The following is a 24,659-nucleotide window of genomic DNA, read 5'->3' as shown; positions in this document are numbered from 1 at the left end:
TGGCGGGGATGACCCCCGAGCCCCCACCACGGCCGCAGAAACCTACGCGAGTCCCGCGCGCTCCAGGGCCTCGCTGCCGGCCCGCAGGGACGTGAGCCGTTCCTCCAGCGTGAAACCGGCCGGCGCCAGGCTGAGGGTGGTGACCCCGGCGGCGGCATAGGCCTTCATCCGATCGGCGATCCGGTCCACGGAGCCCAGCAGGGTGGTCTTGTCGATGAGGTCGTGCGGGATCGCGGCGGCGGCGCCCTGCTTGTCCCCGGACAGGTACTTCTGCTGGATCTCGGCGGCCTCCTTCTCGTACCCCATGCGCTGCGCGAGCTGGTTGTAGAAGTTCTGCTTGGCGCTGCCCATGCCGCCGACGTACAGCGCGGTGTAGGGACGGAACGTGTCGGCGAGCGACGTCACGTCCTTGTCGTCGCCGACGGCGAGGGGCAGGGTCGGGCAGACGTCGAAGCCGTCGAGGGTCTTGCCGGCCTTCTCGCGGCCGGCCCGCAGGTACTTGATCGCGGTGTCCTCTAGGTGGTCGGCGGAGGGGAAGATCAGCAGTGCGCCGTCGGCGATCTCGCCCGTCTGCTCGAGGTTCTTGGGCCCGATCGCGGCGATGTACAGGGGGATGTGCTCGCGCTGCGGGTGCACGGTCAGCTTGATGGGCTTGCCCGGGCCGCCCGGGAGGGGGAGGGTCCAGTGCTCGCCCTCGTAGGTGAGCCGCTCGCGGGTCATGGCCCTGCGGACGATCTCGACGTACTCGCGGGTGCGGGCGAGTGGCTTGTCGAACCTGACCCCGTACCAGCCCTCGGAGACCTGCGGGCCGGAGACGCCGAGGCCGAGGCGGAAGCGGCCGCCGGAGAGGGAGTCGAGGGTGGCAGCCGTCATGGCGGTCATGGCGGGCTGACGGGCCGGGATCTGGAAGATGGCGGAGCCGACGTCGATCCGTTCGGTCTGGGCGGCGACCCAGCTCAGGACGGTGGCGGCGTCGGAACCGTAGGCCTCGGCGGCCCAGCAGACGGCGTATCCGAGCCGGTCGGCCTCCTGGGCGACGGCCAGATTGTCCGCGTCCATTCCGGCACCCCAGTAGCCGAGGTTGATACCGAGCTGCATGCCGTATCCCCTTACCGATCAGTAACGTGCCTTGTGCGGAGACCATAGCGCGGGGGCTGCGCCTGCGGCATGGGGTGGGTCGGGGCCGCGTCGGGGGGTGTCCGTCCTCGGAACGGCGCGATGGAGTCGGATGACGAGTGACTGTCCGTTGACGCGCCAACCGCTGCGGGCGGACACCCCCCGACACGTCCCCTTCCGTGCGTGCGCGGCTGCGGGCCGTCCTAGCTGCCGGCCGTCCTAGCTGCGGGCCGTCCTAGCTGCCGGCCGTCCTAGCTGCCGGCCGTCCTAGCTGCGGGCCGTCCTAGCTGCGGGCAGTCGTGCCGCTGGGGCGGCACGGGTGGGCGCAGCGGCACCTCGTCGCGCCGAGTTGCGCAACGCCCCGCCCCTCGCACCAACGCCCAGCACCTCGCAACGCCGGGCTCCGCACCCACCCGCCCCCAGCACCGACGCCGGGTACCTGGAACCGGCCGCCGCCGCTGCGGGCAGTCGTGCCGCCATGGGCGATGAGGGTCCCCCCGCTCGAGCGAAGCCGAGAGCTTGGGGAAGCACCGGGCACAGTCGTCGTGCACGGCCCCTCACACGAAAGGCTCTGGCCAGTAATCTCGGCGTTCATGGAGCAGAGGCATCTCGGCCGCACCGGCCTGCGTGTGTCCCGGATCGGGCTCGGCACCCTGACCTGGGGACGGGATACCGACGAGCATGACGCGGCGGACCTGATGAAGACGTTCTGGGAAGCGGGCGGGACCCTCGTCGACACCGCGGACGTGTACGGCGACGGAGAGGCCGAGTATCTGATCGGCAGGCTCATGGACGGCCTGGTGCCCCGCCGGGACCTGGTCATCTCGACCAAGGCCGGCAGCGTGCCGGACCCCGACCGCCGCTTCGACGCCTCCCGCGGCCACCTGCTCTCCGCGCTGGACGCCTCGCTCTCCCGGCTCGGCACCGACTACGTCGACCTCTGGCACGTGCACGCCTTCGACCCGGACACGCCGCTGGAGGAGACCCTGCACGCCCTGGACCTCGCGGTCGCCAGCGGCCGGGCCCGCTACGCCGCCGTCTCCAACTTCTGCGGCTGGCAACTGGCCAAGGCCGCGACCTGGCAGCTGGCGGCCCCCGGCACCCGGACCCGGCTGGCCGGTACGCAACTGGAGTACTCGCTGCTCCAGCGCGGCGCCGAAAGGGAGGTGCTGCCGGCCGCGCTGGACCTCGGCATCGGACTGCTGCCGTCCTCACCGCTCGGGCGTGGCGTGCTGACGGGCAAGTACCGGGGCGACGAGATGCCACCGGACTCGCGCGGTGCCTCGGAACACCTCGCACCGTTCGTCGCGCCGTACCTCGACGACACGGCGAGCCGCATCGTGGACGCCGTGGCGACCGCGGCCGACGGTCTCGCGGTGACACCGCTCCAGGTGGCGCTGGCGTGGGTCCGCGACCGGCCGGGCGTGGCCGCGCCCGTCGTCGGCGCGCGCAACGCGCAGCAGCTCGCGGCGGCATTGTCAGTGGAGACCCTTAGTCTTCCTGACGAGATCTGCCGGGCGCTCGACGACGTGTCGGCGCCTGTGCACCGCTATCCCGATCACGACTGGAGCACGCTGTGAGCACGGAGCCGGAGACCACGGGCGACGCCGAGCCGGGGACACCGACCGGTGGTGCGGGCACCGAGGGGGACGCTCCCGGCGCCGGTCAGGTGTCCGAGGCAGAGGCCGAGCTGCGGGCTCAGCAGGCCGAGCGGGAGCGCATCGAACAGCGGAAGGCGGAGAAGCAGGGGCCGATCGAGAGCGGCGGGAAGCTGAGCGGCAAGGCCGCCGATCTGCTGGCGGCCGTACGGGCCGTGGAGAGCGGCGAGAAGCCGGCGGCCGCGGTGTTCACGGAGCCCGAGCCGGGCCCCCGGCGCTCCGCACCGGAGCCTGCGGTGCGGCGGCCGCAGCCGGTGGCCGCCGAGACCGTCGCCGCGTCGGCGGCCCCCGCGCCGGAAGCGGTGCGGGCCGTGCGGGCGTTGCTCGGCGAGGGGGGTGCGCCGGAGACGCTCGCGCCGCAGGTGGCCGCGGTCCTCGGCGAGGACGCGGACGACCAGCTGCGTGCTGATCCCTGGCAGTTGCTGCGGATCGCCGGCGTGCGACCCGAGCAGGCCGACGGGTTCGCGCGGACGCTGCTGGGCGCCGGCTGCGGGCCGGACGACGATCGGCGCGGCCGGGCCGTCACCGTCTGGCTCCTGGAGCAGGCCGCACTGGCCGGGCACACCGCCCTGGAGCTGCCGGCGCTCGTGACCGCCCTGGCCCAGCGGGGCGTGCCGGACCCGGACCGCGCTGTGCAGGACACGATCGCGGAAGGCGAGGCGCTGGTCTTCCAGGACGCCTTGGAGGAGTCCGGTGCGGCGCCGGCCCGGGCCGAGGAGGAGGGCGCGGAGGACGAGGAGCGCCCCGTCCGTGTGCTGGTCGGGCTGGAGCGGTACGCACTCGCTGAGGAGAGCCTCGCCGACGGTCTGGCCCGGCTGGCCAACTCCGCGCCCAAGCAGGACGGGCCCACCGAGGAGTGGGAGCGGGCCGCCGCCTCCGCGCAGGGGTCGGCGGGTGAGCTGATCCGAGCGGTCGCCGCTCACGGGCTGGTCCTGCACACCGGCTCGGAGGCGTCGCTGGCCGAGCCGGCGGCGCTGCTGCACGCGGCGCGCTCCCTCGGGCTGCGTGCCTGGGCGGCCGCCTACGCCCCGATCGGCCGCAACCGCTTCGCGGCCCTGCTGGGGCGGTCCGGTGGGCCCGAGGTGTCCCCCACCGCCCACTCCCCCGTCGCCACCGTGGCAGGGCTGCTCTCCGGCCTGGAAGGTCCCGGACGGGATGCCGACGGGGCGCTGGATCTCGATCTGCTCGTCGTGCTCGACGCACCGCAGCTGGACGTCGAGACGGCGGCTCTGCTGGCGGAGTCGCTGCCGGACGGGGCGAGGCTGGTGCTGGCCGGGGACCCGGGGGTGCTGTGGTCCGTGGGCCCTGGGCGGGTGTTCGCGGATCTGCTCGCGGTGCGGATCTGCCCGCAGATCGCCTCACGGCGGCCGGACCCCGGGCCGCTGGGCGAGCTGGTCTCCGGTATCGGCGTCGGCGAGCTGAACCAGGTCGAGGCCCCCGGCAGGGAGGTCGTGATCGTGCCGGTGCGGGACGCCGGTGAGGCCGTTCACCGGACGGTGCAGCTCGTCGTGGACTCGGTGCCGCGGGCGATCGGTGTTCCGGCCGAGCAGACGCAGGTGATCACACCGGGGCACGGCGGCGCCGCCGGTACGCGTGCGCTCAACGCGGCGTTGAAGGAGCGGCTCAATCCGGGCCCGGGCCGCTTCGGCGGCTTCGACCCCGGTGACCGGGTCGTCCACTCCCCCGTTCCCGGGCGGGTGCTGCCGGGCCGTGTGGTGAAGGCGGACGCCGAGGGGCTGCACCTGTCGTGCGAGGGCGAGGCCGTCCTCGTACCGAGGGAGCGGGTGGAGCAGTCCGTGCGGCACGGGTGGGCGCTGACCGCGCACCAGGCCGTGGGGAGCCGCTGGCCCGCGGTGGTCGTGGTGCTGCCCGGTGACGCTGCGCAGGCCCTCAGCCGGCCGTGGGTGTACACGGCGTTCGGGCGGGCCGACCGCCATCTGTCCGTGGTGCATGGCGTGGAGCAGGCGCTGCCGAAGGCCGTGGCCGAGGTTCCGGCGAAGCCCCGGACGACCCGCCTTCCCGTGCTGCTCGCCCCGCAGATGGGTGGGTGAATGACGTGGGGGGTGGTCACCGGGCCGGGCCCTGCGACCACCCCCCACATGGTGGCTGACGCACCGGCTCAGCGGCTGTCCACGTCCAGTGGCTCCAGGTCCTCGTCCTCGTCGAGGTCGCTGTCGAAGTCGTCCGTGTCCTCGGTCTCGTCGTCATCGTCGGCGTCGTCGTCGATCTCGTCGTCGAAGACGGCGCTCACGTCGAAGCGGCAGACCACCTGCTGCGGATCGACCTGCTCGAACGGCGCCTGAAGCCACTCACCGGGCTCGGCGGGTTCGTCCGCCGCTGTCACCCAGAGCGTGGAGTCGCCCTCCTCGAGCCCGAACTCCTTGTGCCGGGAGGCGATCTCGTCGGGTTCGAACTCGCCGAAGAGGAGTCCGAGCGCGCCGTGGATCGTCCCGGAGGCGGCCGGGCCGTCCTCGCCTTCCGCGGCCTCGATCCGTTCCGCCTGCGCCAGCAGCCGCTGTGGCTCCGCCACCGCGTAGTCGCGGCGGATCAGCACGCTCAGCGCGTTCGGTTCCTCGGGCCCGTTGTACGGAGGCAGCGCGTCCTCCGCACCGGGGATCTCGAAGGGTGTCACCTCGTCGTATCGGTCGTAGAGCAGTTCGTCGTACACCTCTGCGGCCGCGGCCAGCTGGTTGAACGCCTCGTAGACGGCCGGGTCGTCCTCTCCCGACCTGCGTTCGACCGCGGCCAGGTGGCGGTCGAGCGCGGTCTTGACCGCCTCGGCGGCGGCGCGTACCTCGGCAGCGGTGGGCTGCGCAGCATCAGACATAGTGCAGACGCTATCCGTACCAGGGCCCAGCCCGCACAATAGATGCGATGCCGGAATACGAATTTGTCGACGTGTACGTACCTCGCGGGGTCTCCCGCAAGGAAACGGCACGTCTGCTGACGGACCATGCCGAGTACGGACACTGGGAGTTGTACCGCCTGAGCCTGCTCCGCGACGGCAGCCGCAGGGTGCGGTTGCGTCGGCGGATCATCCGCCAGGTGCGGGCCACGTGGTGAGCTGAGAGGCGCACGGGAGGATCACACACAGAGCGGGCCCCGCTACGGCGGGGCCCCCTCCGTTTCCCGGGGATCAGGCCGAGGCGCGCGCCTTGCGGTAGAGGATCGCGCCCGCCAGCAGCGCGCCGGCGCCGGCCGGCAGGGCGATCCCGAGCGGCAGGTCGCTGCCGGTGCTCGCGAGCTGGGCGTCGCCCTTGGGCTCGGTGACGAACTGGCCGCCCGGCTTGTTCCCGTCCGGCGAACCGCCCGGCGTCTCACCGCCGGTGGCGGGCGGCGTACCGGGGGCGCCGGGCTGACCCGGCTCGTCAGGGTTGCCGGGGCCGCCCGGGTTTCCGGGACCGCCCGGGTTACCAGGGCTGCCGGGATCACCCGGGTTTCCGGAGCCGCCAGGGCCACCCGGATTGCCCGGGTTACCGGGGTTACCGGGGTTACCCGGGTTACCGGGGTTGCCCGGGTTACCGGGGCTGCCCGGCTGCCCCGGGTTCTCGTGGCCGCCCCCGGGCGGGTTGGTGTGGTGTCCGCCGGAACCGCCGTTTCCGCAGCCGTTGCCCGTGGCGGCGTTGCCTGCGCCGATGATGTCGACGCTGTTGCCGCAGACGTTCACCGGCACATGGACCGGAGCCTGGACGTGGTTGCCCGAGCCGACGCCGGGCGAGTCGGTGGCGTGTCCGTCGGCGTGCGAGCCGCCGTGTCCGCCGTGTGCTCCCGACGACGATCCGCCCCCCTTGTTCGCACACGAGTTGCCGACCGACGGATTGAGAAGCCCGATCACGTTGACCGTGTTGCCGCAGACGTTGACCGGCGCGTGCACCGGCGCCTGCACCGTGTTGCCGGACAGCACGCCGGGTGAGCCCGATCCGGCGCCGTGTGCGCCCGAGTCGGCGTGCGCCGATCCGCCCGCGGCGGCGATCACGCCGGTCGCGGCCGCCACGGTCATCAGGCCCTTGCGGGTGACCTGTCGCATTGCTGAGTACCTGCCTTCGACCCTGTCTGGAATTCTTCTCGAATTCGTCTCGAATTCCGCAAAAGAAGCATTCGGTCCCGGAGCGCATGGCGGGCACTCCGGGACCGATGGCTTGGAACTCCCCTCAAAGAGGGGGAATCACTTGTTGATGCAGGTGTTGCCGAAGGTGGGGTTCAGCAGCCCGATCACGGAGACCGTGTTGCCACAGGCGTTCACCGGAACGTGCACGGGCACCTGAATGACGTTGCCGGACACGACACCCGGGGAGTTCACCGCGGCACCCTGAGCACCCGAGTCGGCAACGGCCATGCCCGCGCTCGCGAGAACCAGCCCACCGGTGGCAGCCGCAGCAGCGACGACCTTCTTGATCATTATTCCTCCTAGTTGGCAAAGCGACCCATCTTGCGATCGCATGAGATGTAACGAGGAGGGAGTAATGAGGCTACGAGCTTATGGTCGCATTCACCCTTCCCAGTCGATCTCGCACGCCCGACCGAATAACGGTGTTTTCCCCGTGCCGATTCAGGACGCGTCGATGAACCGGTCGAGCACCCGCACGCCGAACTTCAGGCCGTCGACCGGCACCCGCTCGTCCACGCCGTGGAACATGCCGGCGAAGTCCAGCTCCGGCGGCAGCTTCAGCGGCGCGAAGCCGAAGCCCCGGATGCCCAGGTCGTCGAAGGACTTCGCGTCCGTCCCGCCGGAGAGCATGTAGGGGATCGCCTTGGCGGTCGGGTCCTCGGCCAGCAGCGAGGACTGCATCGCCTCCACGAGCTTGCCGTCGAAGGTGGTCTCGACGGCCTTGTCGGCGTGGACGTCCTCACGCCGCACCTTCGGGCCGAGGATGCGGTCGAGGTCGGCGAGGAACTCGTCCTCGAACCCGGGCAGGAACCGGCCGTCGACGTGGGCGGTCGCCTCGCCGGGGATGACGTTGACCTTGTACCCGGCACCGAGCTGCGTGGGGTTGGCCGTGTTGCTCAGGGTCGCGCCGATGAGCTTGGCGATGCCACCGAGCCTGGCCAGGGTCGATTCCATGTCCTCCGGGTCCAGCTCGATGCCGAAGGCGTCACCGAGCTCGTCGAGGAAGGCACGGGTGGTCTTTGTGACCCGCACGGGGAACTTGTGCCGCCCCAGCCGCGCGACGGCCTCCGACAGCTCGGTGATGGCGTTGTCCCGGTGGATCATCGACCCGTGACCGGCGGTGCCGGCCACGGTGAGCTTCATCCAGTGCATGCCCTTCTCGGCCGTCTGGATGAGGTACAGCCGCCGCTGCTCGCTCACGGTGAACGAGAATCCGCCCACCTCGCTGATCGCCTCCGTGACGCCCTCGAAGAGGTCGGGGTGGTTGTCGACCAGGTAGCGGGCCCCGAACTTGCCGCCGGCCTCCTCGTCGGCGAGGAAGGCGAGGACGATGTCGCGCGGGGGCTTGCGGCCGCTGCGCAGCCGGTCCCGTACGACCGCGAGGGTCATCGCGTCCATGTCCTTCATGTCCACGGCCCCGCGACCCCACACGCAGCCGTCGGCGATCTCGCCGGAGAAAGGGTGGTGGGTCCAGTCGTCCGCGTTGGCCGGTACGACGTCGGTGTGGCCGTGGATGAGGAGCGCCGGCCGGGAGGGGTCCTCGCCCTCGATCCGGGCCACCGTGGAGGCGCGCCCCGGGTGGGACTCGAAGATCCGCGGTTCGAGCCCGACCTCGGCGAGCTTCTCGGCGACGTACTCGGCCGCCTTGCGCTCGCCCGGACCCGAGTGGTCGCCGTAGTTGCTGGTGTCGATCTGGATCAGCTCGCGGCAGAGGTCCACGACCTCGTCCTCGCCGGTGACGCTCCTGGCCGTGTCCGTCTCGCTCACGTGCTTCCTCCCGCTGTCACTGCTGGTGGGTCCCCTCATCCTCTCTCTCCGCGGCGCCCGCCCCAAGAGCGCTCCCGGCCCGTCACACGTCGTTCACGCCCGGTCGCGGCGCGGCCGGGGGGTGATCGGCCACCCCTGAAAGCCTGGTAATGTTTACGTCGTCGCCGCGGGGAGAACCCGCGCGACAGACACCTTGTCCGGGTGGCGGAATGGCAGACGCGCTAGCTTGAGGTGCTAGTGCCCTTTATCGGGCGTGGGGGTTCAAGTCCCCCCTCGGACACATGAGGCTGAGGGCCGTGACCGCGAGGTCACGGCCCTCAAGCGTTGTCGCGGAAGGGTGACCATGACCAGCCGTTCCTGCCCGTGCGGACTGCCCGGCGCCTACGAGGCGTGCTGCGGGCGCTATCACGCCGGGACCGCCGCCCCGACCGCCGAGGCGCTGATGCGGTCGCGGTACTGCGCCTTCGTGAAGGGGGACGTCCCCTACCTGCTGCGGACGTGGCATCCGCGGACCCGGCCCGGGCGGCTTGAGCTCGATCCCGGGATGCGGTGGACGGGGCTGGAGATCCTGGACACGAGCGACGGAACCGCGTTCCACACCACCGGGACCGTGGAGTTCCGGGCGTCGTACCGGGGCGGGTCGCTGCACGAGCGGAGCCGGTTCGAACGGGTGGACGGGGCGTGGGTCTACGTCGACGGGGTCTTCCCGGCCTAGCCGGGCGTCACGGCGCCAGGATGTCGAGTTCCTGGAGGGCGCCGACCGTGATCTCGCGGGTCAGCTCCTCCGCCCGGGCCGCGTCGCCCGCGCGCACGGCCTCGGCCACCTGGACGTGCAGGGTGACGGCGGCCGGGTCGGGGTCCTCGAACATCACGTCGTGATGGGTGCGGCCCGCCAGGACCTCGGCGACGACATCGCCGAGGCGGGCGAACATCTCGTTGCCGGAGGCGTCCAGGATGACGCGGTGGAAGGCGACGTCGTGGACGAGGTACGCCTCGAGCTTGTGACCGCGTGAATTGGCGACCATGCCGAGGGCGCACTCGGTGAGTTCGGCGCACTGTTCGGCGGTGGCGTGCCGGGCGGCGAGGCCGGCCGCGACCGGTTCGACGGCGGAGCGCAGCAGGGTGAGGGAGCGCAGCTGCCCGGGGCGGTCCTTGCCGGCCAGGCGCCAGCGGATGACCTGCGGGTCATAGACGTTCCACTGCGACTTCGGACGCACCGTCACGCCGACGCGGCGGCGCGACTCGACCAGGTGCATGGACTCCAGGACGCGGACCGCCTCGCGCATCACGGAGCGTGAGACGTCGAAACGCTGGGCGAGTTCGTCCGTGCGCAGGACACTGCCCGGCGGGTACTCACCCGCCGTGATCTCGGGGCCGAGAGTCTCCAGAACATGGCCGTGCAGCCCCCGGCCCGGTGTGGTCATGCACTCAGCGTACGGGGTAGATCACGGAGACAAAAAGTCAGACTTATTCATCATCACCTCTTGAATTAGTCGTATCTAATGGGTTTCAGTTGCGTCGACATCACGTGTCGACCTCGGACAGCAGACAGTGAGGCAGCGATGAACACCCCCCACGTCGTCGTGGTCATGGGCGTCGCCGGCACCGGCAAGACCACCATCGGTCCGCTGCTCGCGGCCCGGCTCGGCGTTCCGTACGCCGAGGGCGACGACTTCCACCCGCAGGCCAACATCGCCAAGATGTCGGCCGGGACGCCGCTCACCGACGAGGACCGCCTGCCCTGGCTGGACGCCATCGGCGCGTGGGCGCACCGGCGGGCCGGGCTCGGCGGGGTGGTCAGCTGCTCGGCGCTGAAGCGGTCGTACCGCGACCGGCTGCGGGCCGCCGCGCCCGGCGTGGTCTTCGTGCACCTCGCGGGTGACCGCGCGCTGATCGAGGACCGGATGTCGCACCGGCAGGGGCACTTCATGCCCACGGCGCTGCTCGACTCCCAGTTCGCCACGCTCCAGCCCCTTCAGGCGGACGAGGCGGGGGCCGAGGTGGACGTCTCGGGCAGTCCGGAGGAGATCACCCGGCGGGCCGCGCTCGCCCTTAAGGACCTCCCCGAACCCGTGCAGTAGCCCCTGGCGGGACCCGTCCCCCGCTCCCCAACGCAAAGGGAACCCACCCCGTGACCAGACTCAGCGTCGAGATGCTGGCAGCGGACGCACCCGAGCCGATCACCTCGGCCGGCCACGCTCAGCTGGGCATCGCCGTCCTGGCGGGCATCGCCGTCATCGTCCTGCTCATCACCAAGTTCAAGCTGCACGCCTTCCTGTCGCTGACCATCGGGTCGCTGGCGCTGGGCGCGATCGCCGGGGCGCCGCTGGACAAGGTGCTCCTCAGTTTCAGCACCGGCCTCGGCACCACGGTCGCCGGCGTCGGGGTGCTGATCGCCCTCGGTGCGATCCTCGGCAAGATGCTCGCCGACTCCGGCGGCGCCGACCAGATCGTGGACACCATCCTCGCGAAGGCCGGCGGGCGGTCGATGCCCTGGGCGATGGTGCTGATCGCCTCCGTGATCGGACTGCCGCTGTTCTTCGAGGTCGGCATCGTGCTGCTGATCCCCGTGGTGCTGATGGTCGCCAAGCGCGGCAACTACTCGCTGATGCGGATCGGCATCCCGGCCCTCGCGGGCCTGTCCGTGATGCACGGCCTGGTGCCGCCGCACCCCGGCCCGCTGGTCGCGATCGACGCGGTCGGGGCCGACCTCGGCGTGACGCTGGCCCTCGGTGTCCTGGTCGCCATACCCACCGTGATCATCGCCGGTCCGGTGTTCTCGAAGTACGCGGCCCGCTGGGTGGACGTCCCCGCCCCGGAGCGCATGATTCCGCAGCGTGCGTCGGAGGACCTGGAGAAGCGCCCCGGCTTCGGCGCCACTCTGTTCACTGTCCTGCTGCCGGTGATCCTCATGCTGGCCAAGGCGCTCGTCGACATCGTCGTCGACGACCCGGAGAACCCGGTCCAGCGCGTCTTCGACGTGATCGGCGCCCCGATGATCGCGCTGCTCGCATCGGTGCTGGTCGGCATCTTCACGCTGCTGCGTCCCGCCGGGTTCTCCAAGGAGCGGATGTCGCCGCTCGTCGAGAAGAGCCTCGCGCCGATCGCGGGCATCCTGCTGATCGTCGGCGCGGGCGGCGGCTTCAAGCAGACGCTGATCGACACCGGGGTGGGCCGGATGGTCCTGGACATCTCGAAGGACTGGTCGATCCCCGCGCTGCTGCTGGCCTGGCTGATCGCGGTGGCGATCCGGCTCGCGACGGGTTCGGCGACGGTGGCGACGGTCTCGGCGGCGGGTCTGGTCGCCCCGCTCGCGGCCGACATGTCGACCACGCACGCGGCCCTCCTCGTCCTGGCCATCGGCGCGGGCTCGCTCTTCTTCAGCCATGTCAACGACGCCGGGTTCTGGATGGTGAAGGAGTACTTCGGGCTGAGTGTCGGACAGAACATCAAGACCTGGTCCGTCATGGAGACGATCATCTCGGTGGTCGCCGGCGGCATCGTCCTGCTGTTGTCCCTGGTGATCTAGGAGAGACGCGATGACGGCTCACCCACTCTTCGACATCAGCGGCCGTACGGCCCTGGTGACCGGCTCCAGCCGGGGCATCGGACTGGCCCTGGCCCGTGGTCTGGCGGAGGCCGGCTGCACGGTCGTCCTGAACGGACGCGACGAGGACCGGCTCGCCGAGGCCGCCGCCGAACTGCCCGGCGGCACGGTGCACACGGCGGCCTTCGACGTGACCGACGGGCCGTCCGTGGCGGACGGCATCGCGGACGTCGAGGAGCGGGTGGGCCCGCTCGACATCCTCGTCAACAACGCGGGCATGCAACTGCGCGCACCGCTGCTGGAGTTCACCGACTCCGACTGGCACCGGATCCTGGACACCAACCTGACCAGTGCCTTCCTGGTCGGCCGTGAGGCGGCGCGCCGGATGACGGAACGCGGCCACGGCAAGATCATCAACATCTGCTCGCTGCAGAGCGAGGTGGTACGGCCCGGGATCGCGCCGTACGCCGCCACCAAGGGCGCGCTGAAGATGCTCACCAAGGGCATGTGCGCGGACTGGGGTCCCAGCGGCGTGCAGGTCAACGGGCTCGGCCCGGGTTACATCGAGACCGAGCTGACACAGCCGCTCGTCGAGGACGAGGAGTTCGGCGCCTGGGTGCGGCGGCGCACCCCGGCCGGGCGCTGGGGCCGTACGCGGGACCTGGTGGGCGGGGTGCTGTTCCTCGCCTCTCCCGCCGCGGACTTCGTCAGCGGGCAGGTGCTGTACGTCGACGGTGGCATGACGAGCGTGCTGTGACCGGCCGGGAGGCTGTGATGCTGGGTTGTGTGATCCACGGTCAGGGTGATCTCCGGGTCGCGGAGTTGCCGGTCCCGGCTCCCGGGCCGGGTCAGGCGCTGGTCGCCGTCCGGTACGGCGGGGTGTGCGGATCCGATCTGCACTACTGGCGGCACGGCGGGGTCGGTGACTTCCGGCTCCGGGAGCCGATGGTGCTGGGGCACGAAGTGGTGGGGACCGTTGTGGAGTACGGCCCCGGTGCTTCGGGTCCGGCTCCGGGTACGGCCGTCGCCGTGCATCCGGCGAGCCCGTGCGGGGCGTGCCCGGAGTGCGGGGACGGGCGGCGCAACGTCTGCGGGGACACGCGGTATCTCGGCAGTGCGGCGCGGTTCCCGCATGTGCAGGGGGGATTCGCGGATCGGGTGGTCGTGCCGGGTGAGCAGCTGCGGGCCCTGCCGGAGGGGCTTGGGCTGCGGCGGGCCGCGCTGGCCGAGCCGCTGGCCGTCGCCCTGCACGCGGTGCGGCGGGCCGGGAAGGTGGCAGGTCGTCACGTTCTGGTGACCGGTGCCGGGCCCATCGGGTGTCTGGTGGTCGCGGCGGCGAAGGCGGCCGGGGCCTCGCGTGTGACCGTCACGGATCTGGTGCCGGAGGCGCTGGAGTACGCCCGGGTCGCCGGGGCGGACGTGGGGGTGCGGGCCGACGATCCGGACGACGCCGGGTGGCCCGATGACGTGGATGCCGCGATCGAGGCGTCCGGGGTGGCCGCGGGGCTCGACGCGTGTCTGCGGCGGGTGCGGCGCGGTGGGGTGGTGGTGCAGCTCGGGATGTTGCCGCCGGGGCGGAGTCCGTTCGCGGGGAACCTGGTGGTGAGCCGGGAGATCGAGCTGCGCGGGGCGTTCCGGTTCGATACCGAGTTTGACGAGGCGTTGGGCTTGCTGTCGGTGGAGCCGGTGTTCGACGGGCTGGTCAGTGCGGTGGTTCCCGTGCGGGAGGCCGAGTCGGCGTTCGTGCTGGCGGCTGATCGAAGCCGGTCCTGCAAGGTGCTGTTGGATTTCGCCCCGGCGCCGTAGGGGTTGTCGCCGTTGGGCGGATGCGGGCGGGTTGTGGCTTGTCGCGCAGTTCCCCGCGCCCCTGAGGTGGTGCACCTACCTACGGGTCCTGCGAGGTGCTGTTGGATTTCGCCCCGGCGCCGTAGGGGTTGTCGCCGTTGGGCGGGCGCGGGCGGGTTGTGGCTTGTCGCGCAGTTCCCCGCGCCCCTGAGGTGGTGCACCCACCTACCGGTCCTGCAAGGTGCTGTCGGGTTTCGCCCCGGCGCCGTAGGGATTGTCGCCGTTGGGCGGATGCGGGCGGGTTGTGGCTTGTCGCGCAGTTCCCCGCGCCCCTGGGGGGAGAGCTACGGGCGCCACAACGAGTGCTGTCGGTCCGCCCACTCTCGGCTCACCTCGCCCGTGCGCATGCCCTTGCGGGCCTCCGGGTCGGCCAGGGCCATGCCGATGTGACCGGCCAGGACGATGCCGATGGTGAGGGCCAGCCAGTCGTGGACGAAGGTCGCGCTGGTCCGCCAGACGAGGGGGGTGAGGTGGGTGAACCACATCATCAGGCCGGTGGCGAGCATGACGAGGGTGGCGCCGGCGATCCAGGCCGCGTAGATCTTCTGGCCGGCGTTGAACTTGCCGGCCGGGCGGGACTCGTGGCGTCTGTCGCGGTGCAGGGCGGCTCGCAGCCAGGTCCGGTCGTGCGGGCCGAAGCGGTTGAGGCGGCCGAGGTCGGCGCGGAAGGCGCGGGAGGCGAGGCCGGCCAGGACGGGGACGGGCAGCGCGAGGCCGGCCCACTCGTGCAGGGTGACGACCAGGGCCCGGCGGCCGACGAGTTCGGCGAGCTGGGGGACGTAGAGACAGGCCGCGGTCAGCACGCAGACGCCCATCAGGGCGGCGGTCGTGCGGTGCACCCAGCGCTCGGTCCGGCTGAAGCGCCTGACACCGGCCGTGGTGTCAGCTCGTAGGCTCATCGTCGCGTCCGTTCGAGCGGCCCACCCAGGCGTCGACGTCGTAGCCGCGCTCCTCCCAGTAGCCCGGCCGGACCTCGTCGGTGACGGTGATGCCGGAGAGCCATTTGGCGGACTTGTAGAAGTACATGGGCGCCACGTAGAGGCGGACGGGGCCGCCGTGGGAGTGGCCGAGGTCCTTGTCCTGCATGCGCAGGGCGACCAGGACGTCCGCGCGGCGGGCCTGACGGAGGGTGAGGCTCTCGGTGTACGTGCCGTCGAAGCAGGTGAAGCGGATGGCCCTGGCGGTGGGCCGGACCCCTGCCGCGTCCAGCAGGCGGGACAGGCGTACGCCTTCGAAGGGCGTGTCGGGGACGCGCCAGCCGGTGACGCACTGGACGTCGCGGACCATGCGGGTCTGCGGGAGGGCCTTGAGGTCGGCCAGGGTGTAGGTCGTGGGGTGGTCGACCAGGCCGTCGACCTTCAGCCGGTAGGTGTCGGCGTTCTTGCGCGGGACGGAGGAGGCCACCGAGTAGTAGCGGAAGCCGCCGCCGTTCGGGAGCAGTCCGGTCAGGCCGGTGGGGTCCTGGTCGGCGGCGCCGCCGAGGAGGCCTTCCAGGCCGCTTTGCAGCTTGGGCGCCGCGAGCACGCCGAGGGCGCCCAGGCCGAGCGTGCCGAGGAAGACGCGGCGGCCGACCGGGGTGCCCCGCTGTTCGGGGTCGGTGTCGTTCACACCCTTGTACACGTCCTCGTCCACGTTCTCATTCGAACACCCGCGACCCCCGTAGGACAGGGATCGCGGGTGCTCGTCAGACTTCCGTAACCACTTCTCGCGTCGCCCGTGTCAGGACGACGCCGCCTTGTCCAGCTGGAACGCCTCGTTGCCGAGGCCGATGCGGGCGTGCTTCTCGGGGGCGCGGGCGCGCAGCACCAGGCCGAGGGCCAGGCCGGCGATCAGGGCGAGCCCGATGGTGCCGGGCAGGATCCAGCTCAGGGAGGAGCCGGGGCCGGCGCCGACGAGCACCTCGAAGTCCTTCACGGTGTAACCGGCGATCACGACCAGGGCGAGGCCCGCCAGCGCGGAGGTGACCAGCCGCCAGGCCTGGGCACCGGCGGCGCCGCGGCGGACGAAGAAGACGACGACCGACAGGGAGGCCGCCGCCATCAGCACGATCACGCCGAGTGCGCCGATGTTGCCGAACCAGGTGAACAGGTGCAGTACGGGCGCGGTCGGGTCGCCGGCCGGCTTGTCGTCGGCGATCGCGAAGGCGACGACGACCGCGACGGCCACCGCGCTCTGGAGCAGGGAACCGGTGCCGGGGGCGCCGCTGCCGCCGCTGGTGCGGCCGAAGGCGGCGGGCAGCAGGCCCTCGCGGCCCATGGCGAAGGCGTACCGGGCGACGACGTTGTGGAAGCTGAGCAGGGCGGCGAACATGCCGGTGACGAACAGGACGTGCAGGACGTCGGTGAATGTGCCGCCGAGGCGGGACTCGGTGAGGAAGAACAGCAGTCCGGCACTCTGCTTCTGGGCCGCGCCGACGATCGCGGAGGGTCCGGTGGCGACGGTGAGGGCCCAGCTGCTCAGCGCGAAGAAGACGGCCACCCCGCCGACGGCGAGGAACATCACGCGCGGCACCAGGACGTGCGGACGGCTGGTCTCCTCGGCGTAGACGGGGGCCTGCTCGAAGCCGAGGAAGGCCGCGATGCAGAAGCACAGCGCGGTGCCGACGCCCGCGCCGGTGAGGGTGTCGGGGTTGAAGGCGTGCAGCGACAGGCCCTCCCTGGCGGGGTCGGCGAGGGCGGCGATGTCGAAGATCACGACGAGGAGCACCTCGATGACCAGTAGCACGCCGAGCACACGCGCGTTGACGTCGATCTTCAGCCAGCCCAGCAGACCGACGACGACCGCGGCGACGAGGGCCGGTATCCACCAGGCGACCTGCACGTCGGCGTAGGTGGCGAAGAGCCCGGAGACCTCGAAGCCGAAGATGCCGTAGATGCCGACCTGGAGCGCGTTGTAGGCGACGAGGGCGACCAGGGCGGCGCCCGCGCCGGCGGTGCCGCCGAGGCCGCGGGAGATGTACGCGTAGAAGGCACCCGCGTTATGGACGTGGCGGCTCATCTCGGCGTAGCCCACGCTGAAGAGGATCAGCACGACACCGAGGACGACGAAGAGCAGGGGCTGGCCGACGATGCCCATCACCGCGAATGTGGTGGGCATGACACCCGCGACCACCATGAGCGGGGCGGTCGCGGCGAGGACGGAGAGCAGCAGTCCCCCGGTGCCGAGGCGGTCGGCGCGCAGGGCTCGCTCCTGCCCCTTGAACGTACTGATGCCGCCGCCGGCGGCGGACGTGCTCGTGCTCGTGCTCGAACTGTCCGTGGTCATCGGGAGAGCGTCCTCATTTCTGGGATTTCCGGGATCCGTGGGTGTCAGGCGGTGCCGAGCGCGCCGGCGCGGGCGGCGGCGAAGGCGGCGTGCGGGTCGCGGTCCGGGTACGACCAGGGCGCCTGGGTGGCGTACCGGCCGATCCGGTGGAACAGGGCGGCGGCCTCGGCGCCCCGCCCCTCGCAGTACTTGGCGTGGGCGAGGAAGTTGAGGTCGATCAGCCGGCGTGGATGGCCTTCGAGCTCCCACTCCAGCCACCAGTCGAAGGCGGCCTTCATCACCTGCCGGGCACGGCGGCCGGTCCAGTGGCCGGAGGCGGACGGGTCGGCTGGTTCGTACCCGGCGGCGGCCAGGACGCGGTAACGCTCGGCATGCGCGATGACCGGCAGGATGGCGAGCGGGGAGTCGGCCGGTGCCTGTTCGGCGGCCCAGGCGGCGAAGTCGTAGACCTCGTGCAGCGGGTCCGGGCCGGCCTCGGCGCGGCGTTCGGCGAGCCGGGCGACCATCAGGTGGTGAGCGTGGTGGTGGTCCGCGTACCGGGCCCGGACGTGCTCGAACGTCCGGACCACGTCCTGGTCGGTGCCGACCGCGCACTCCAGCATGAGCAGGCCGAGCCAGGGAGTGGGGTCGGCGGGGAGGCGCGCGGCGGCCGTCAGGCAGGCCTCGCGGGCGCCCACCGGCGTGCCCTTGCCGTGCAGTACGCGCCGGACCTGGGCGAGGGCGAGCAGCACGGAGGCGTCGGCGGACTCGGGTTCGGCGAGCAGCCACTCGCGGGCCCACGCGGCGCAGTAGGACTCCTTCGCGAGGACGGTGACGCGGTGGCAGCGCCGGTCCCAGTCGTCTCCGGTGTGCACCAGCAGCGAACGGGCGTTCTGCCAGCGGCCTTGCGCCAGCGCGGCGCGCGCGGCGACGAGGTCGGCGTCGTCGAGGGCCTCGTCGAAGGGCTGCGGCGCACGTCTGCGGCCACGGCCGAGGGGAGGCGGGGGTGGGGGCACCGCGGACTTCCTCACGCGCTCTTCTTGTGTTTCGGCTCACGGCGGTCGATGGAAGCGCGGTGTGCGCAATGCCATGAACTGATCACAGACAGCAAACCCCCAGCCAACGTTTGACGTCAAGGGCCGCAAGGCCGTTACACGCGTCAACCGGTGTCACTCGTGAGCATTCCGTGACCAAAGGGGATCGGGAGAGAGCCATGACGGCCATCCGATATTTCCGTTTCGCCCTTTGTGACGTGCGTCATAGTGCGGAGCGGCAACCGCCCCTCACGATGGCATGACGTACGGGCGCGCCGGGCGGAGCCGGCCGGTACAGTCGGCCCTTACGCAACCGTGACCCGACCTGATCATCGAGGTACACCGCGTGTCGGTTCTAGTCCTGGTGCTTGCTGTGAGTGCCGCCTGCTGTCTGGGCTTCGGCTTCGTCCTGCAGCAGAACGCGGCCCGCCAAGCTCCGCTCAACGACTTCCTGTCCTTCCGCCTGCTCGTCGACCTGGTGAAGGTTCCGCGCTGGCTCGGCGGTATCGCGCTGATGGTGGCGGGCATGGCGCTGGGCGCCGCCGCGCTGGGGCAGGGAGAGCTGTCGCTGGTGGAACCGCTCCTGGCGACGAACCTGCTCTTCGCGCTCGCGCTGTCCCGCAGGCAGACCAGGCAGCCGCTGGGCCGCCAGGGCTGGGGGGGTCTGCTGCTGCTGGCGGGCGGCGTGACCGCTTTCATCATGGCGGGTGAGCCGCAGGGCGGCACCGCGATGGCCGACCCCACACGGCAGTGGGTGATCATCGGCGCCATGATCGCGCTCGCCCTGATGCTCACGACGCACGCGAAGCGCTCCCGGCTGAGCTCCGGCCCGGTGCTGCTGGCCCTGGCCGCCGGGCTGCTGTACGGCGTACAGGACGCGCTGACCCGGGTGAGCGGCCAGAGGTTCTCCGAGGGCGGCTTCGCCGAGCTGCTGACCGGCTGGCAGCCCTACGCGGTCCTCGCGCTGGGCGTCACGGGCCTGCTCCTCGTGCAGAGCGCCTTCGAGACCGCGTCGCTGCGCAAGTCGCTGCCCGCCCTGACCGCGGCCCAGCCGCTCGCCGGGATCATCTGCGGCGTCGGCTTCCTGGGCGACCGGCTGCGGACCGACGCGGTGGCCCTGTCCTGGGAGGCGGGCGGGCTCCTGGCCGTGGTGGCCGGGATCGTGCTGCTGGGCCTGCACCCGGCCATGCCGACGGGCGCGGCGGAACCGGCGCGCGTGGGGCAGCTGCAGCCTCAGCCGCAGTGAGGCCGTTTCTCGCCCGCGGGCGTGCCCTGCTTGGATGAGGGCATGAGCGCCGCTGACGAGATCCTCGACATCGTCGACGAGAACGACCAGGTCACCGGGCAGTCCCCCCGGGGCGAGGCCTACGCCCGGGGACTGCGCCACCGCTGCGTGTTCGTCCAGGCCAGGGACACCGAGGGCCGGATCTTCGTGCACCGGCGGACAGCGAGCAAGCTGGTCTTTCCCTCCCTGTACGACATGTTCGTCGGCGGCGTGGTCGGCGCGGGCGAGGACTACGGGGCGGCGGCGCTGCGCGAGGCCGAGGAGGAACTGGGCGTGTCCGGCCTGCCGCGCCCCCGGTACCTGTTCAAGTTCCTCTACGACGACGGTGCCGGCCGGAGCTGGTGGTCGGCGGTGTACGAGGTCACCTGTGAGCTTCCGGTCCGGCCGCAGGCCGAGGAGGTCGCCTGGCACGACTTCCTGGCCGAGGACGAGGTGCGGCGGCGGCTGCGGGACTGGGAGTGGGTGCCGGACGGGCTGGCGGCCTACGAGCGGCTCACGGCGTTCCGGTCGAGGGGCTGAGCGGACTCGGGCCGGGACAGCGGACGGCGTGCCGGTAGGGTCGCGCATGTGATCGAGTTCGTACGGAACGTCCGGTTGTGGTTCGCGCCCGCGGAGATCCGGCAGGACGGCAGGACGCCCGACTACCGGTTCTCGCTGGCGAACGAACGGACCTTCCTGGCCTGGCTGCGCACCGCGCTCGCGCTGATCGGCGGCGGTTTCGCCGTGGACCAGTTCCTGCCGGACCTGCGCTGGGGCTGGCGGGTGGGGCTGGCGCTCGCGCTGCTGGCCGCGGGCGTGCTGTGCTCACTGCGGGCGGTCAACCACTGGGTGCGCTGCGAACGGGCCATGCGCAGAGGTGAGGACCTGCCGGTGTCCCGTTTCCCCGCGGTGCTGAGCCTCGTCGTCGCGGTCGTGGCCCTCGCCATGGTGCTCGTCGTGCTCGTGGGGTGGGAGGGGTGAGCCCGCAGGAGCGCGTGCCCCGGGACTCCGACCGCGACCCGGGCCTCCAGCCGGAGCGGACCCGCCTCGCGTGGCGGCGTACGACACTCTCCGCCACCGTGGCCGCCGTGCTCGCCGTGAGGGCCGCGCTGCACGGCGGGGCATCGGCGCCCGGGATCGTGGCGTGCGCCCTGTGCTGCGCGCTGTGGCTGGGCTTGCTGACTGTCGCCCACCGGCGCATCCGCACCCTCGCGGCCCGCGCCAGTCCGACGCCGTTCCCACCCCGGCACGCCACGGCCGCAGCGCTGTGCACGGTGGCGATGGCGGTGTGCGGGGCAGCGCTGGTTCTCTAGTGCCGCGGCAGGCGACGTTCGCCCCGTGCGCGGCGCTACGCGTTCTCCTGCTCCCAGTCCACCGTCACGACGATCTTGCCGCGGGTCCGGCCCTCCTGGTTCAGCCGGTGCGCGTCCGCCGCCCGCTCCAGGGGAAACGTTTCGGAGACGTGCACGCTCACGACGCCTTCTTCGGCCAGGTCGGACAGCCGCTGCAGGTCCTCGGGGTCGGGTCGGACGAAGTAGTAGCGGCCGCCGTAGTTCACGACGTCGCCGTCGGCGATCGACACCAGGCGGCCCTCGGGGGCCAGCAGGTTCGCCGAGGCCTTCAGCGCGTCCCCGCCGACCGTGTCGAACACCGCGTCCACGCCCTGCGGGGCCAGTGCCCGCACCCGATCACCCAAGCCGTCGCCGTACGTCACCGGCTCCCCGCCGAGCCTGCGTACGAAGTCGTGGTTGGACTCGCTCGCCGTGCCGATCACACGGGCGCCGAGGTGGACCCCGAGCTGCACGGCGAGCGAGCCGACACCCCCGGCCGCGGCGTGCACCAGGATCGTCTCGCCCCGCCGTACCCGCAGCCTCTTGATCAGCACCTGGTAGGCGGTGAGCCCGGCCAGCGGCAGACCCGCCGCCTCCTCGAAGGAGAGGTTGCGCGGTTTGCGCGCCAGGGTGCGCAGGGGCGCCGCCACGTACTCGGCGAAGGTGCCGCGGGAGAGGAAGTCCTCGCGCACGTACCCGATGACCTCGTCGCCGACGTCGAACTCCGAGACCGCCACCCCGGGCCGTACCACCACGCCCGACACGTCCCAGCCGGGCACCACGGGGAAGACGGCTTCCAGGGTGCCCTCGAGGTAGCCCTCGCGGGCCTTCCAGTCGACGGGGTTCACGGCCGCGGCCCGCACCTTCACCAGCACCGCGTCCGGGCCGACCTTCGGATCGCGGACCTCCCCGAACGCCAGCACCTCGGGGCCGCCGTACCGTGAGTAGCTGATGGCCTTCATGGGTCCGACCTTCCAGGCTTCCCGCGCGGCCCGCAAGCCGGATGGGCCGACGGACGGGCTGGACGAACCGGCGGGAGGCTCCCCCTGCGCCCCGCGATCGGCCCTGTCGGCCTATCGTGGCTCCGATCACGTTTCGCCCCCGCTCTGGACGACATACCGACCGGTCGGCATCATGAGTCGGGAACCGTTCACCTCCCCGAGGAGCGACGCATGAGCCCCGACCATCCGCCCGGACTCGATCTCGACCGGCTGCGCGGCCTGCTCGAACGGGAGCGGCCCGGCCTGGTGACCGGCCCGCTGTCCGGCCGGCTGATCGAGGGCGGACGGTCGAACCTCACCTACGCGGTCTCCGACGGCACCTCGCGCTGGGTGGTACGGCGGCCCCCGCTCGGCCATGTCCTGGCCACCGCGCACGACATGAGGCGCGAGCACCGGGTGATCAGCGCCCTGCACCCGACGGCCGTTCCGGTTCCGGAGCCGGTGCTTTTGTGCGAGGACGAGGAGGTGCTCGGGTCGCCGTTCTACGTCATGGAGTTCGTCGAGGGCACCCCCTACCGGACCGCCGACCAACTCGCCCCGCTCGGCCCGGAGCGGACCCGGGGCGCGGTGCTGAACCTGGTGGACACGCTGGTGGAGCTGCACGCGGTAGACCCGGGCGAGGTGGGGCTCGCCGACTTCGGGCGGCCCGAGGGCTTCCTGGACCGGCAGCTGCGGCGCTGGGGCAAGCAGCTGGACGCCTCCCGCAACCGCGACCTGGACGGCATCGACGAACTGCACGCCGCCCTCGGCCGGGACCTGCCCCGCTCCCCCGCGCCGGCCGTCGTGCACGGCGACTACCGGCTCGACAACGTACTGATCGGCGAGGACGACTCGATCCGGGCGATCCTCGACTGGGAGATGTCGACGCTGGGCGACCCGCTCACCGATCTCGGCCTGCTGGTGATGTACAGCATGCCGCTGGGCATGCCCGAGTCCCCGGTCTCCACGACCGCCGAGGCCCCCGGGCATCCGGCGCCGTCCGAACTCATCGAGCGGTACGCCGCACGATCGGGGCGCGACGTCTCCGCGGTCTCCTGGTACACGGCCTTCGCCTGGTTCAAGCTCGCCGTGATCCTCGAGGGCATCCACTACCGCTACACGCTGGGCCAGACGGTCGGGCGCGGCTTCGACCGCATCGGCGACCTCGTGCCCGTCTTCGTCCGGCACGGACTGACCACGCTCAACGAAGGCCTCCAGGAGGGCTGATCCGTATGGACTTCGCTTTCGACGCGCGCACCGAAGAGCTGCGCGCCAAGCTCCTCGCCTTCATGGACGAGTACGTCTATCCGGCCGAGTCCGTCGCGCACGAGCAGCGCGAAGGGCTGGCCTCGCCGTGGGAGACGGTGCCCGTGGTCGAGGAGCTCAAGGCGGAGGCACGCAGGCAGGGCCTGTGGAACCTCTTCCTGCCGGACTCCGAGTACGGGGCCGGACTGACCAACCTCCAGTACGCGCCGCTCGCCGAGATCATGGGCCGCTCCCCGCAGCTGGCGCCCACGGTGACGAACTGCGCGGCGCCCGACACCGGCAATATGGAGGTGCTGACGCAGTTCGGCGACGAGCAGCAGCGCAAGCAGTGGCTGGAGCCGCTGCTCGCGGGCGAGATCCGCTCGGCGTTCGCGATGACCGAGCCGGAGGTGGCCTCGTCGGACGCCACCAACATCACCACCCACATCGAGCGGGACGGCGACGAGTACGTCATCACCGGCCGCAAGTGGTACATCTCCGGGGCGATGCACCCGGACTGCAAGATCTTCATCGTGATGGGCAAGACGGACCCGGACGGGGAGGACATCCGCCGTCAGCAGTCCATGGTGCTGGTGCCGCGCGACACGCCCGGTGTCACCATCAAGCGCGCGATGCAGGTGTTCGGCTACGAGGACCACTACCACGGCGGGCACGCCGAGGTGGTCTTCGACCGCGCGCGGGTGCCGGTGTCGAACCTGATCGGTGAGGAGGGCGGAGGCTTCGCGATCGCGCAGGCGCGGCTCGGCCCCGGGCGGATCCACCACTGCATGCGGCTGATCGGCATGGCGGAGCGGGCGATCGAGCTGATGTGCCGGCGGGCGGTGTCGCGGACGGCGTTCGGGAAGGCGCTGGCTCAGCAGGGGGTGGTGCACAACTGGATCGCGGACGCGCGGGTGACGGTCGAGCAGTTGCGGCTGCTGGTGCTGAAGACGGCCTGGCTGATGGACACGGTGGGCAACAAGGGGGCCCACACCGAGATCCAGTCCATCAAGATCGCGACGCCCCGGGCGGTGGTGGACATTCTCGACCGGGCGATCCAGTTGCACGGGGCGGGTGGGGTGAGTCAGGACTTCCCGCTGGCGGAGCTGTACGCCGGGGCGCGGACGCTGATGATCGCCGACGGGCCCGATGAGGTGCATCAGCGGTCGCTGGCTCGGCGGGAGCTGAAGAAGTACCTGTGACCGGGGGCGGGCGGCGGGGTTCTTCGCCCCCGCCGCCCCTTCCCGTCCCGTCCCCAGGGGCGCTGCCCCTTCGGCCCCCACTGGGGGCTGCGCCCCCAGACCCCCCTTCGGCCTGAACGGCCTCGTCCTCAAACGCCGGACGGGCTGGATGAGGCGGCGGGTGGCATGGGCCCAGGGCCCAGAGGGGCGCTGCCCCCTCGGCCTGACGGCCTCGTCCTCAAACGCCGGACAGGCTGGATGAGGCGGCGGGTGGCATGGGCCCAGGGCCCAGAGGGGCGCTGCCCCCTCGGCCTGACGGCCTCGTCCTCGAACGCCGGAC

25 protein-coding genes and 1 tRNA gene are annotated in these 24,659 nt (G+C 71.7%); 15 read left to right on the top strand and 11 right to left on the bottom strand.

Annotation, left to right across the window (positions count from 1 at the left end; genetic code table 11):
- Window positions 1-42: 42 nt before the first annotated feature.
- The gene (locus tag IE212_RS06520) at window positions 43-1,098 is read right to left on the bottom strand and encodes an LLM class F420-dependent oxidoreductase (RefSeq protein ID WP_190196747.1); all 1,056 of its coding nucleotides are present in this window, start codon (window positions 1,096-1,098) and stop codon (window positions 43-45) included.
- A 611-nt stretch (window positions 1,099-1,709) separates the two neighbouring features.
- Here IE212_RS06520 and IE212_RS06515 point away from each other — a divergent pair.
- Window positions 1,710-2,696: an aldo/keto reductase gene (locus IE212_RS06515; protein ID WP_190196746.1), complete on the top strand. Its 987-nt coding sequence runs from the start codon at window positions 1,710-1,712 to the stop codon at window positions 2,694-2,696.
- Window positions 2,693-4,825: a helix-hairpin-helix domain-containing protein gene (locus tag IE212_RS06510; RefSeq protein ID WP_190196745.1), complete on the top strand. Its 2,133-nt coding sequence runs from the start codon at window positions 2,693-2,695 to the stop codon at window positions 4,823-4,825. The genes IE212_RS06515 and IE212_RS06510 overlap by 4 nt, the downstream gene beginning before the upstream one ends.
- A 68-nt stretch (window positions 4,826-4,893) precedes the next feature.
- On the opposite strand, the gene IE212_RS06505 is transcribed toward IE212_RS06510, so the two are convergent.
- Window positions 4,894-5,601, bottom strand: a complete 708-nt coding sequence (locus IE212_RS06505) for a hypothetical protein (protein ID WP_190196744.1) — start codon at window positions 5,599-5,601, stop codon at window positions 4,894-4,896.
- Between the two features lie 47 nt (window positions 5,602-5,648).
- Between IE212_RS06505 and IE212_RS06500 the strand changes: the two genes are divergently transcribed.
- Window positions 5,649-5,837, top strand: coding sequence for a DUF5703 family protein (locus IE212_RS06500; protein ID WP_030244084.1), 189 nt, complete (start codon window positions 5,649-5,651; stop codon window positions 5,835-5,837).
- A 73-nt stretch (window positions 5,838-5,910) separates the two neighbouring features.
- Here IE212_RS06500 and IE212_RS06495 read toward each other — a convergent pair whose 3' ends face one another.
- From IE212_RS06495 to IE212_RS06485, 3 genes are all read right to left on the bottom strand, one after another.
- The gene (locus IE212_RS06495; RefSeq protein WP_190196743.1) at window positions 5,911-6,801 is read right to left on the bottom strand and encodes a chaplin; all 891 of its coding nucleotides are present in this window, start codon (window positions 6,799-6,801) and stop codon (window positions 5,911-5,913) included.
- A gap of 138 nt (window positions 6,802-6,939) precedes the next feature.
- Window positions 6,940-7,173, bottom strand: a complete 234-nt coding sequence (gene chpH / locus IE212_RS06490) for a chaplin ChpH (RefSeq protein WP_190196742.1) — start codon at window positions 7,171-7,173, stop codon at window positions 6,940-6,942.
- Between the two features lie 150 nt (window positions 7,174-7,323).
- Window positions 7,324-8,649, bottom strand: coding sequence for a M20/M25/M40 family metallo-hydrolase (locus IE212_RS06485; RefSeq protein WP_190196741.1), 1,326 nt, complete (start codon window positions 8,647-8,649; stop codon window positions 7,324-7,326).
- Between the two features lie 195 nt (window positions 8,650-8,844).
- Here IE212_RS06485 and IE212_RS06480 point away from each other — a divergent pair.
- Both IE212_RS06480 and IE212_RS06475 read left to right on the top strand, forming a co-directional pair.
- Window positions 8,845-8,929, top strand: a tRNA-Leu gene (locus tag IE212_RS06480).
- A 63-nt stretch (window positions 8,930-8,992) separates the two neighbouring features.
- Window positions 8,993-9,364: a YchJ family protein gene (locus tag IE212_RS06475; protein WP_190196740.1), complete on the top strand. Its 372-nt coding sequence runs from the start codon at window positions 8,993-8,995 to the stop codon at window positions 9,362-9,364.
- A 7-nt stretch (window positions 9,365-9,371) separates the two neighbouring features.
- Here IE212_RS06475 and IE212_RS06470 read toward each other — a convergent pair whose 3' ends face one another.
- Window positions 9,372-10,073, bottom strand: coding sequence for a FadR/GntR family transcriptional regulator (locus IE212_RS06470; RefSeq protein WP_190196739.1), 702 nt, complete (start codon window positions 10,071-10,073; stop codon window positions 9,372-9,374).
- Between the two features lie 138 nt (window positions 10,074-10,211).
- Between IE212_RS06470 and IE212_RS06465 the strand changes: the two genes are divergently transcribed.
- Genes IE212_RS06465 through IE212_RS06450 form a run of 4 tightly spaced genes read left to right on the top strand, consistent with a single transcriptional unit; the run spans window position 10,212 to window position 14,002 of the window.
- Entirely contained in the window at window positions 10,212-10,730 is a 519-nt protein-coding gene (locus IE212_RS06465) for a gluconokinase (protein WP_190196738.1), read from the top strand.
- A gap of 50 nt (window positions 10,731-10,780) precedes the next feature.
- On the top strand, window positions 10,781-12,178 hold the full coding sequence (locus IE212_RS06460) for a GntT/GntP/DsdX family permease (RefSeq protein WP_190196737.1): 1,398 nt from the start codon (window positions 10,781-10,783) through the stop codon (window positions 12,176-12,178).
- A 10-nt stretch (window positions 12,179-12,188) separates the two neighbouring features.
- Window positions 12,189-12,953 (top strand): SDR family oxidoreductase, encoded by a 765-nt coding sequence (locus tag IE212_RS06455; protein WP_190196736.1) that lies wholly within the window; start codon window positions 12,189-12,191, stop codon window positions 12,951-12,953.
- Between the two features lie 17 nt (window positions 12,954-12,970).
- Window positions 12,971-14,002, top strand: a complete 1,032-nt coding sequence (locus IE212_RS06450; protein WP_190196735.1) for an L-idonate 5-dehydrogenase — start codon at window positions 12,971-12,973, stop codon at window positions 14,000-14,002.
- A 323-nt stretch (window positions 14,003-14,325) separates the two neighbouring features.
- On the opposite strand, the gene IE212_RS06445 is transcribed toward IE212_RS06450, so the two are convergent.
- The 4 genes from IE212_RS06445 to IE212_RS06430 all read right to left on the bottom strand — a co-directional run bounded on the left by IE212_RS06445 (window position 14,326) and on the right by IE212_RS06430 (window position 18,300).
- A complete protein-coding gene (locus tag IE212_RS06445) occupies window positions 14,326-14,940 on the bottom strand; it encodes a cytochrome b/b6 domain-containing protein (RefSeq protein ID WP_190196734.1) in 615 nt (204 codons plus the stop codon).
- Window positions 14,924-15,673 (bottom strand): molybdopterin-dependent oxidoreductase, encoded by a 750-nt coding sequence (locus tag IE212_RS06440; protein WP_373301352.1) that lies wholly within the window; start codon window positions 15,671-15,673, stop codon window positions 14,924-14,926. Before IE212_RS06440 ends, IE212_RS06445 begins: the two co-directional genes overlap by 17 nt.
- An 87-nt stretch (window positions 15,674-15,760) precedes the next feature.
- Window positions 15,761-17,305 carry an APC family permease gene (locus IE212_RS06435; RefSeq protein WP_190196733.1) on the bottom strand — a complete coding sequence of 515 codons (1,545 nt, stop codon included), beginning with the start codon at window positions 17,303-17,305 and terminating at the stop codon, window positions 15,761-15,763.
- 44 nt (window positions 17,306-17,349) lie between these two features.
- Window positions 17,350-18,300, bottom strand: coding sequence for a hypothetical protein (locus tag IE212_RS06430; protein WP_190196990.1), 951 nt, complete (start codon window positions 18,298-18,300; stop codon window positions 17,350-17,352).
- Window positions 18,301-18,664: 364 nt separating this feature from the next.
- Between IE212_RS06430 and IE212_RS06425 the strand changes: the two genes are divergently transcribed.
- The 4 genes from IE212_RS06425 to IE212_RS06410 are packed head-to-tail and all read left to right on the top strand — an operon-like array spanning window position 18,665 to window position 20,895.
- Window positions 18,665-19,564 carry a DMT family transporter gene (locus tag IE212_RS06425; RefSeq protein ID WP_190196732.1) on the top strand — a complete coding sequence of 300 codons (900 nt, stop codon included), beginning with the start codon at window positions 18,665-18,667 and terminating at the stop codon, window positions 19,562-19,564.
- Between the two features lie 42 nt (window positions 19,565-19,606).
- Window positions 19,607-20,122, top strand: a complete 516-nt coding sequence (locus IE212_RS06420) for an NUDIX hydrolase (RefSeq protein WP_190196731.1) — start codon at window positions 19,607-19,609, stop codon at window positions 20,120-20,122.
- A 48-nt stretch (window positions 20,123-20,170) separates the two neighbouring features.
- The gene (locus IE212_RS06415; protein ID WP_190196730.1) at window positions 20,171-20,563 is read left to right on the top strand and encodes a YidH family protein; all 393 of its coding nucleotides are present in this window, start codon (window positions 20,171-20,173) and stop codon (window positions 20,561-20,563) included.
- On the top strand, window positions 20,560-20,895 hold the full coding sequence (locus IE212_RS06410) for a DUF202 domain-containing protein (protein WP_229864102.1): 336 nt from the start codon (window positions 20,560-20,562) through the stop codon (window positions 20,893-20,895). Before IE212_RS06415 ends, IE212_RS06410 begins: the two co-directional genes overlap by 4 nt.
- 35 nt (window positions 20,896-20,930) lie before the next feature.
- Here the strand turns inward: IE212_RS06410 and IE212_RS06405 are convergent, their stop codons facing one another.
- On the bottom strand, window positions 20,931-21,875 hold the full coding sequence (locus IE212_RS06405) for an NADP-dependent oxidoreductase (RefSeq protein WP_190196729.1): 945 nt from the start codon (window positions 21,873-21,875) through the stop codon (window positions 20,931-20,933).
- Window positions 21,876-22,085: 210 nt separating this feature from the next.
- Between IE212_RS06405 and IE212_RS06400 the strand changes: the two genes are divergently transcribed.
- Window positions 22,086-23,120 carry a phosphotransferase family protein gene (locus tag IE212_RS06400; RefSeq protein ID WP_190196728.1) on the top strand — a complete coding sequence of 345 codons (1,035 nt, stop codon included), beginning with the start codon at window positions 22,086-22,088 and terminating at the stop codon, window positions 23,118-23,120.
- A gap of 5 nt (window positions 23,121-23,125) precedes the next feature.
- Complete coding sequence (locus IE212_RS06395) at window positions 23,126-24,340, top strand: acyl-CoA dehydrogenase (protein ID WP_190196727.1); 1,215 nt, start codon at window positions 23,126-23,128, stop codon at window positions 24,338-24,340.
- The last annotated feature ends 319 nt before the right edge of the window (window positions 24,341-24,659 follow it).

The sequence above is a fragment of the Streptomyces djakartensis genome (genome assembly GCF_014651075.1).
In the GTDB taxonomy this organism is placed as follows: Bacteria; Actinomycetota; Actinomycetes; order Streptomycetales; family Streptomycetaceae; genus Streptomyces; species Streptomyces djakartensis.
This window is presented reverse-complemented; position numbering and strand designations above follow the sequence as displayed.

Bases quoted from the DNA above. Each gene is read 5' to 3' on its own strand.
- IE212_RS06455 (WP_190196736.1), top strand. From the start codon at position 12,189: ATGACGGCTCACCCACTCTTCGACATCAGCGGCCGTACGGCCCTGGTG.
- IE212_RS06505 (WP_190196744.1), bottom strand. From the start codon at position 5,601: ATGTCTGATGCTGCGCAGCCCACCGCTGCCGAGGTACGCGCCGCCGCC.
- IE212_RS06475 (WP_190196740.1), top strand. From the start codon at position 8,993: ATGACCAGCCGTTCCTGCCCGTGCGGACTGCCCGGCGCCTACGAGGCG.
- IE212_RS06445 (WP_190196734.1), bottom strand. From the start codon at position 14,940: ATGAGCCTACGAGCTGACACCACGGCCGGTGTCAGGCGCTTCAGCCGG.
- IE212_RS06450 (WP_190196735.1), top strand. From the start codon at position 12,971: ATGCTGGGTTGTGTGATCCACGGTCAGGGTGATCTCCGGGTCGCGGAG.
- IE212_RS06395 (WP_190196727.1), top strand. From the start codon at position 23,126: ATGGACTTCGCTTTCGACGCGCGCACCGAAGAGCTGCGCGCCAAGCTC.
- IE212_RS06470 (WP_190196739.1), bottom strand. From the start codon at position 10,073: ATGACCACACCGGGCCGGGGGCTGCACGGCCATGTTCTGGAGACTCTC.
- IE212_RS06495 (WP_190196743.1), bottom strand. From the start codon at position 6,801: ATGCGACAGGTCACCCGCAAGGGCCTGATGACCGTGGCGGCCGCGACC.
- IE212_RS06400 (WP_190196728.1), top strand. From the start codon at position 22,086: ATGAGCCCCGACCATCCGCCCGGACTCGATCTCGACCGGCTGCGCGGC.
- IE212_RS06405 (WP_190196729.1), bottom strand. From the start codon at position 21,875: ATGAAGGCCATCAGCTACTCACGGTACGGCGGCCCCGAGGTGCTGGCG.
- IE212_RS06500 (WP_030244084.1), top strand. From the start codon at position 5,649: ATGCCGGAATACGAATTTGTCGACGTGTACGTACCTCGCGGGGTCTCC.
- IE212_RS06420 (WP_190196731.1), top strand. From the start codon at position 19,607: ATGAGCGCCGCTGACGAGATCCTCGACATCGTCGACGAGAACGACCAG.
- IE212_RS06465 (WP_190196738.1), top strand. From the start codon at position 10,212: ATGAACACCCCCCACGTCGTCGTGGTCATGGGCGTCGCCGGCACCGGC.
- IE212_RS06520 (WP_190196747.1), bottom strand. From the start codon at position 1,098: ATGCAGCTCGGTATCAACCTCGGCTACTGGGGTGCCGGAATGGACGCG.
- IE212_RS06515 (WP_190196746.1), top strand. From the start codon at position 1,710: ATGGAGCAGAGGCATCTCGGCCGCACCGGCCTGCGTGTGTCCCGGATC.
- chpH (WP_190196742.1), bottom strand. From the start codon at position 7,173: ATGATCAAGAAGGTCGTCGCTGCTGCGGCTGCCACCGGTGGGCTGGTT.
- IE212_RS06435 (WP_190196733.1), bottom strand. From the start codon at position 17,305: ATGACCACGGACAGTTCGAGCACGAGCACGAGCACGTCCGCCGCCGGC.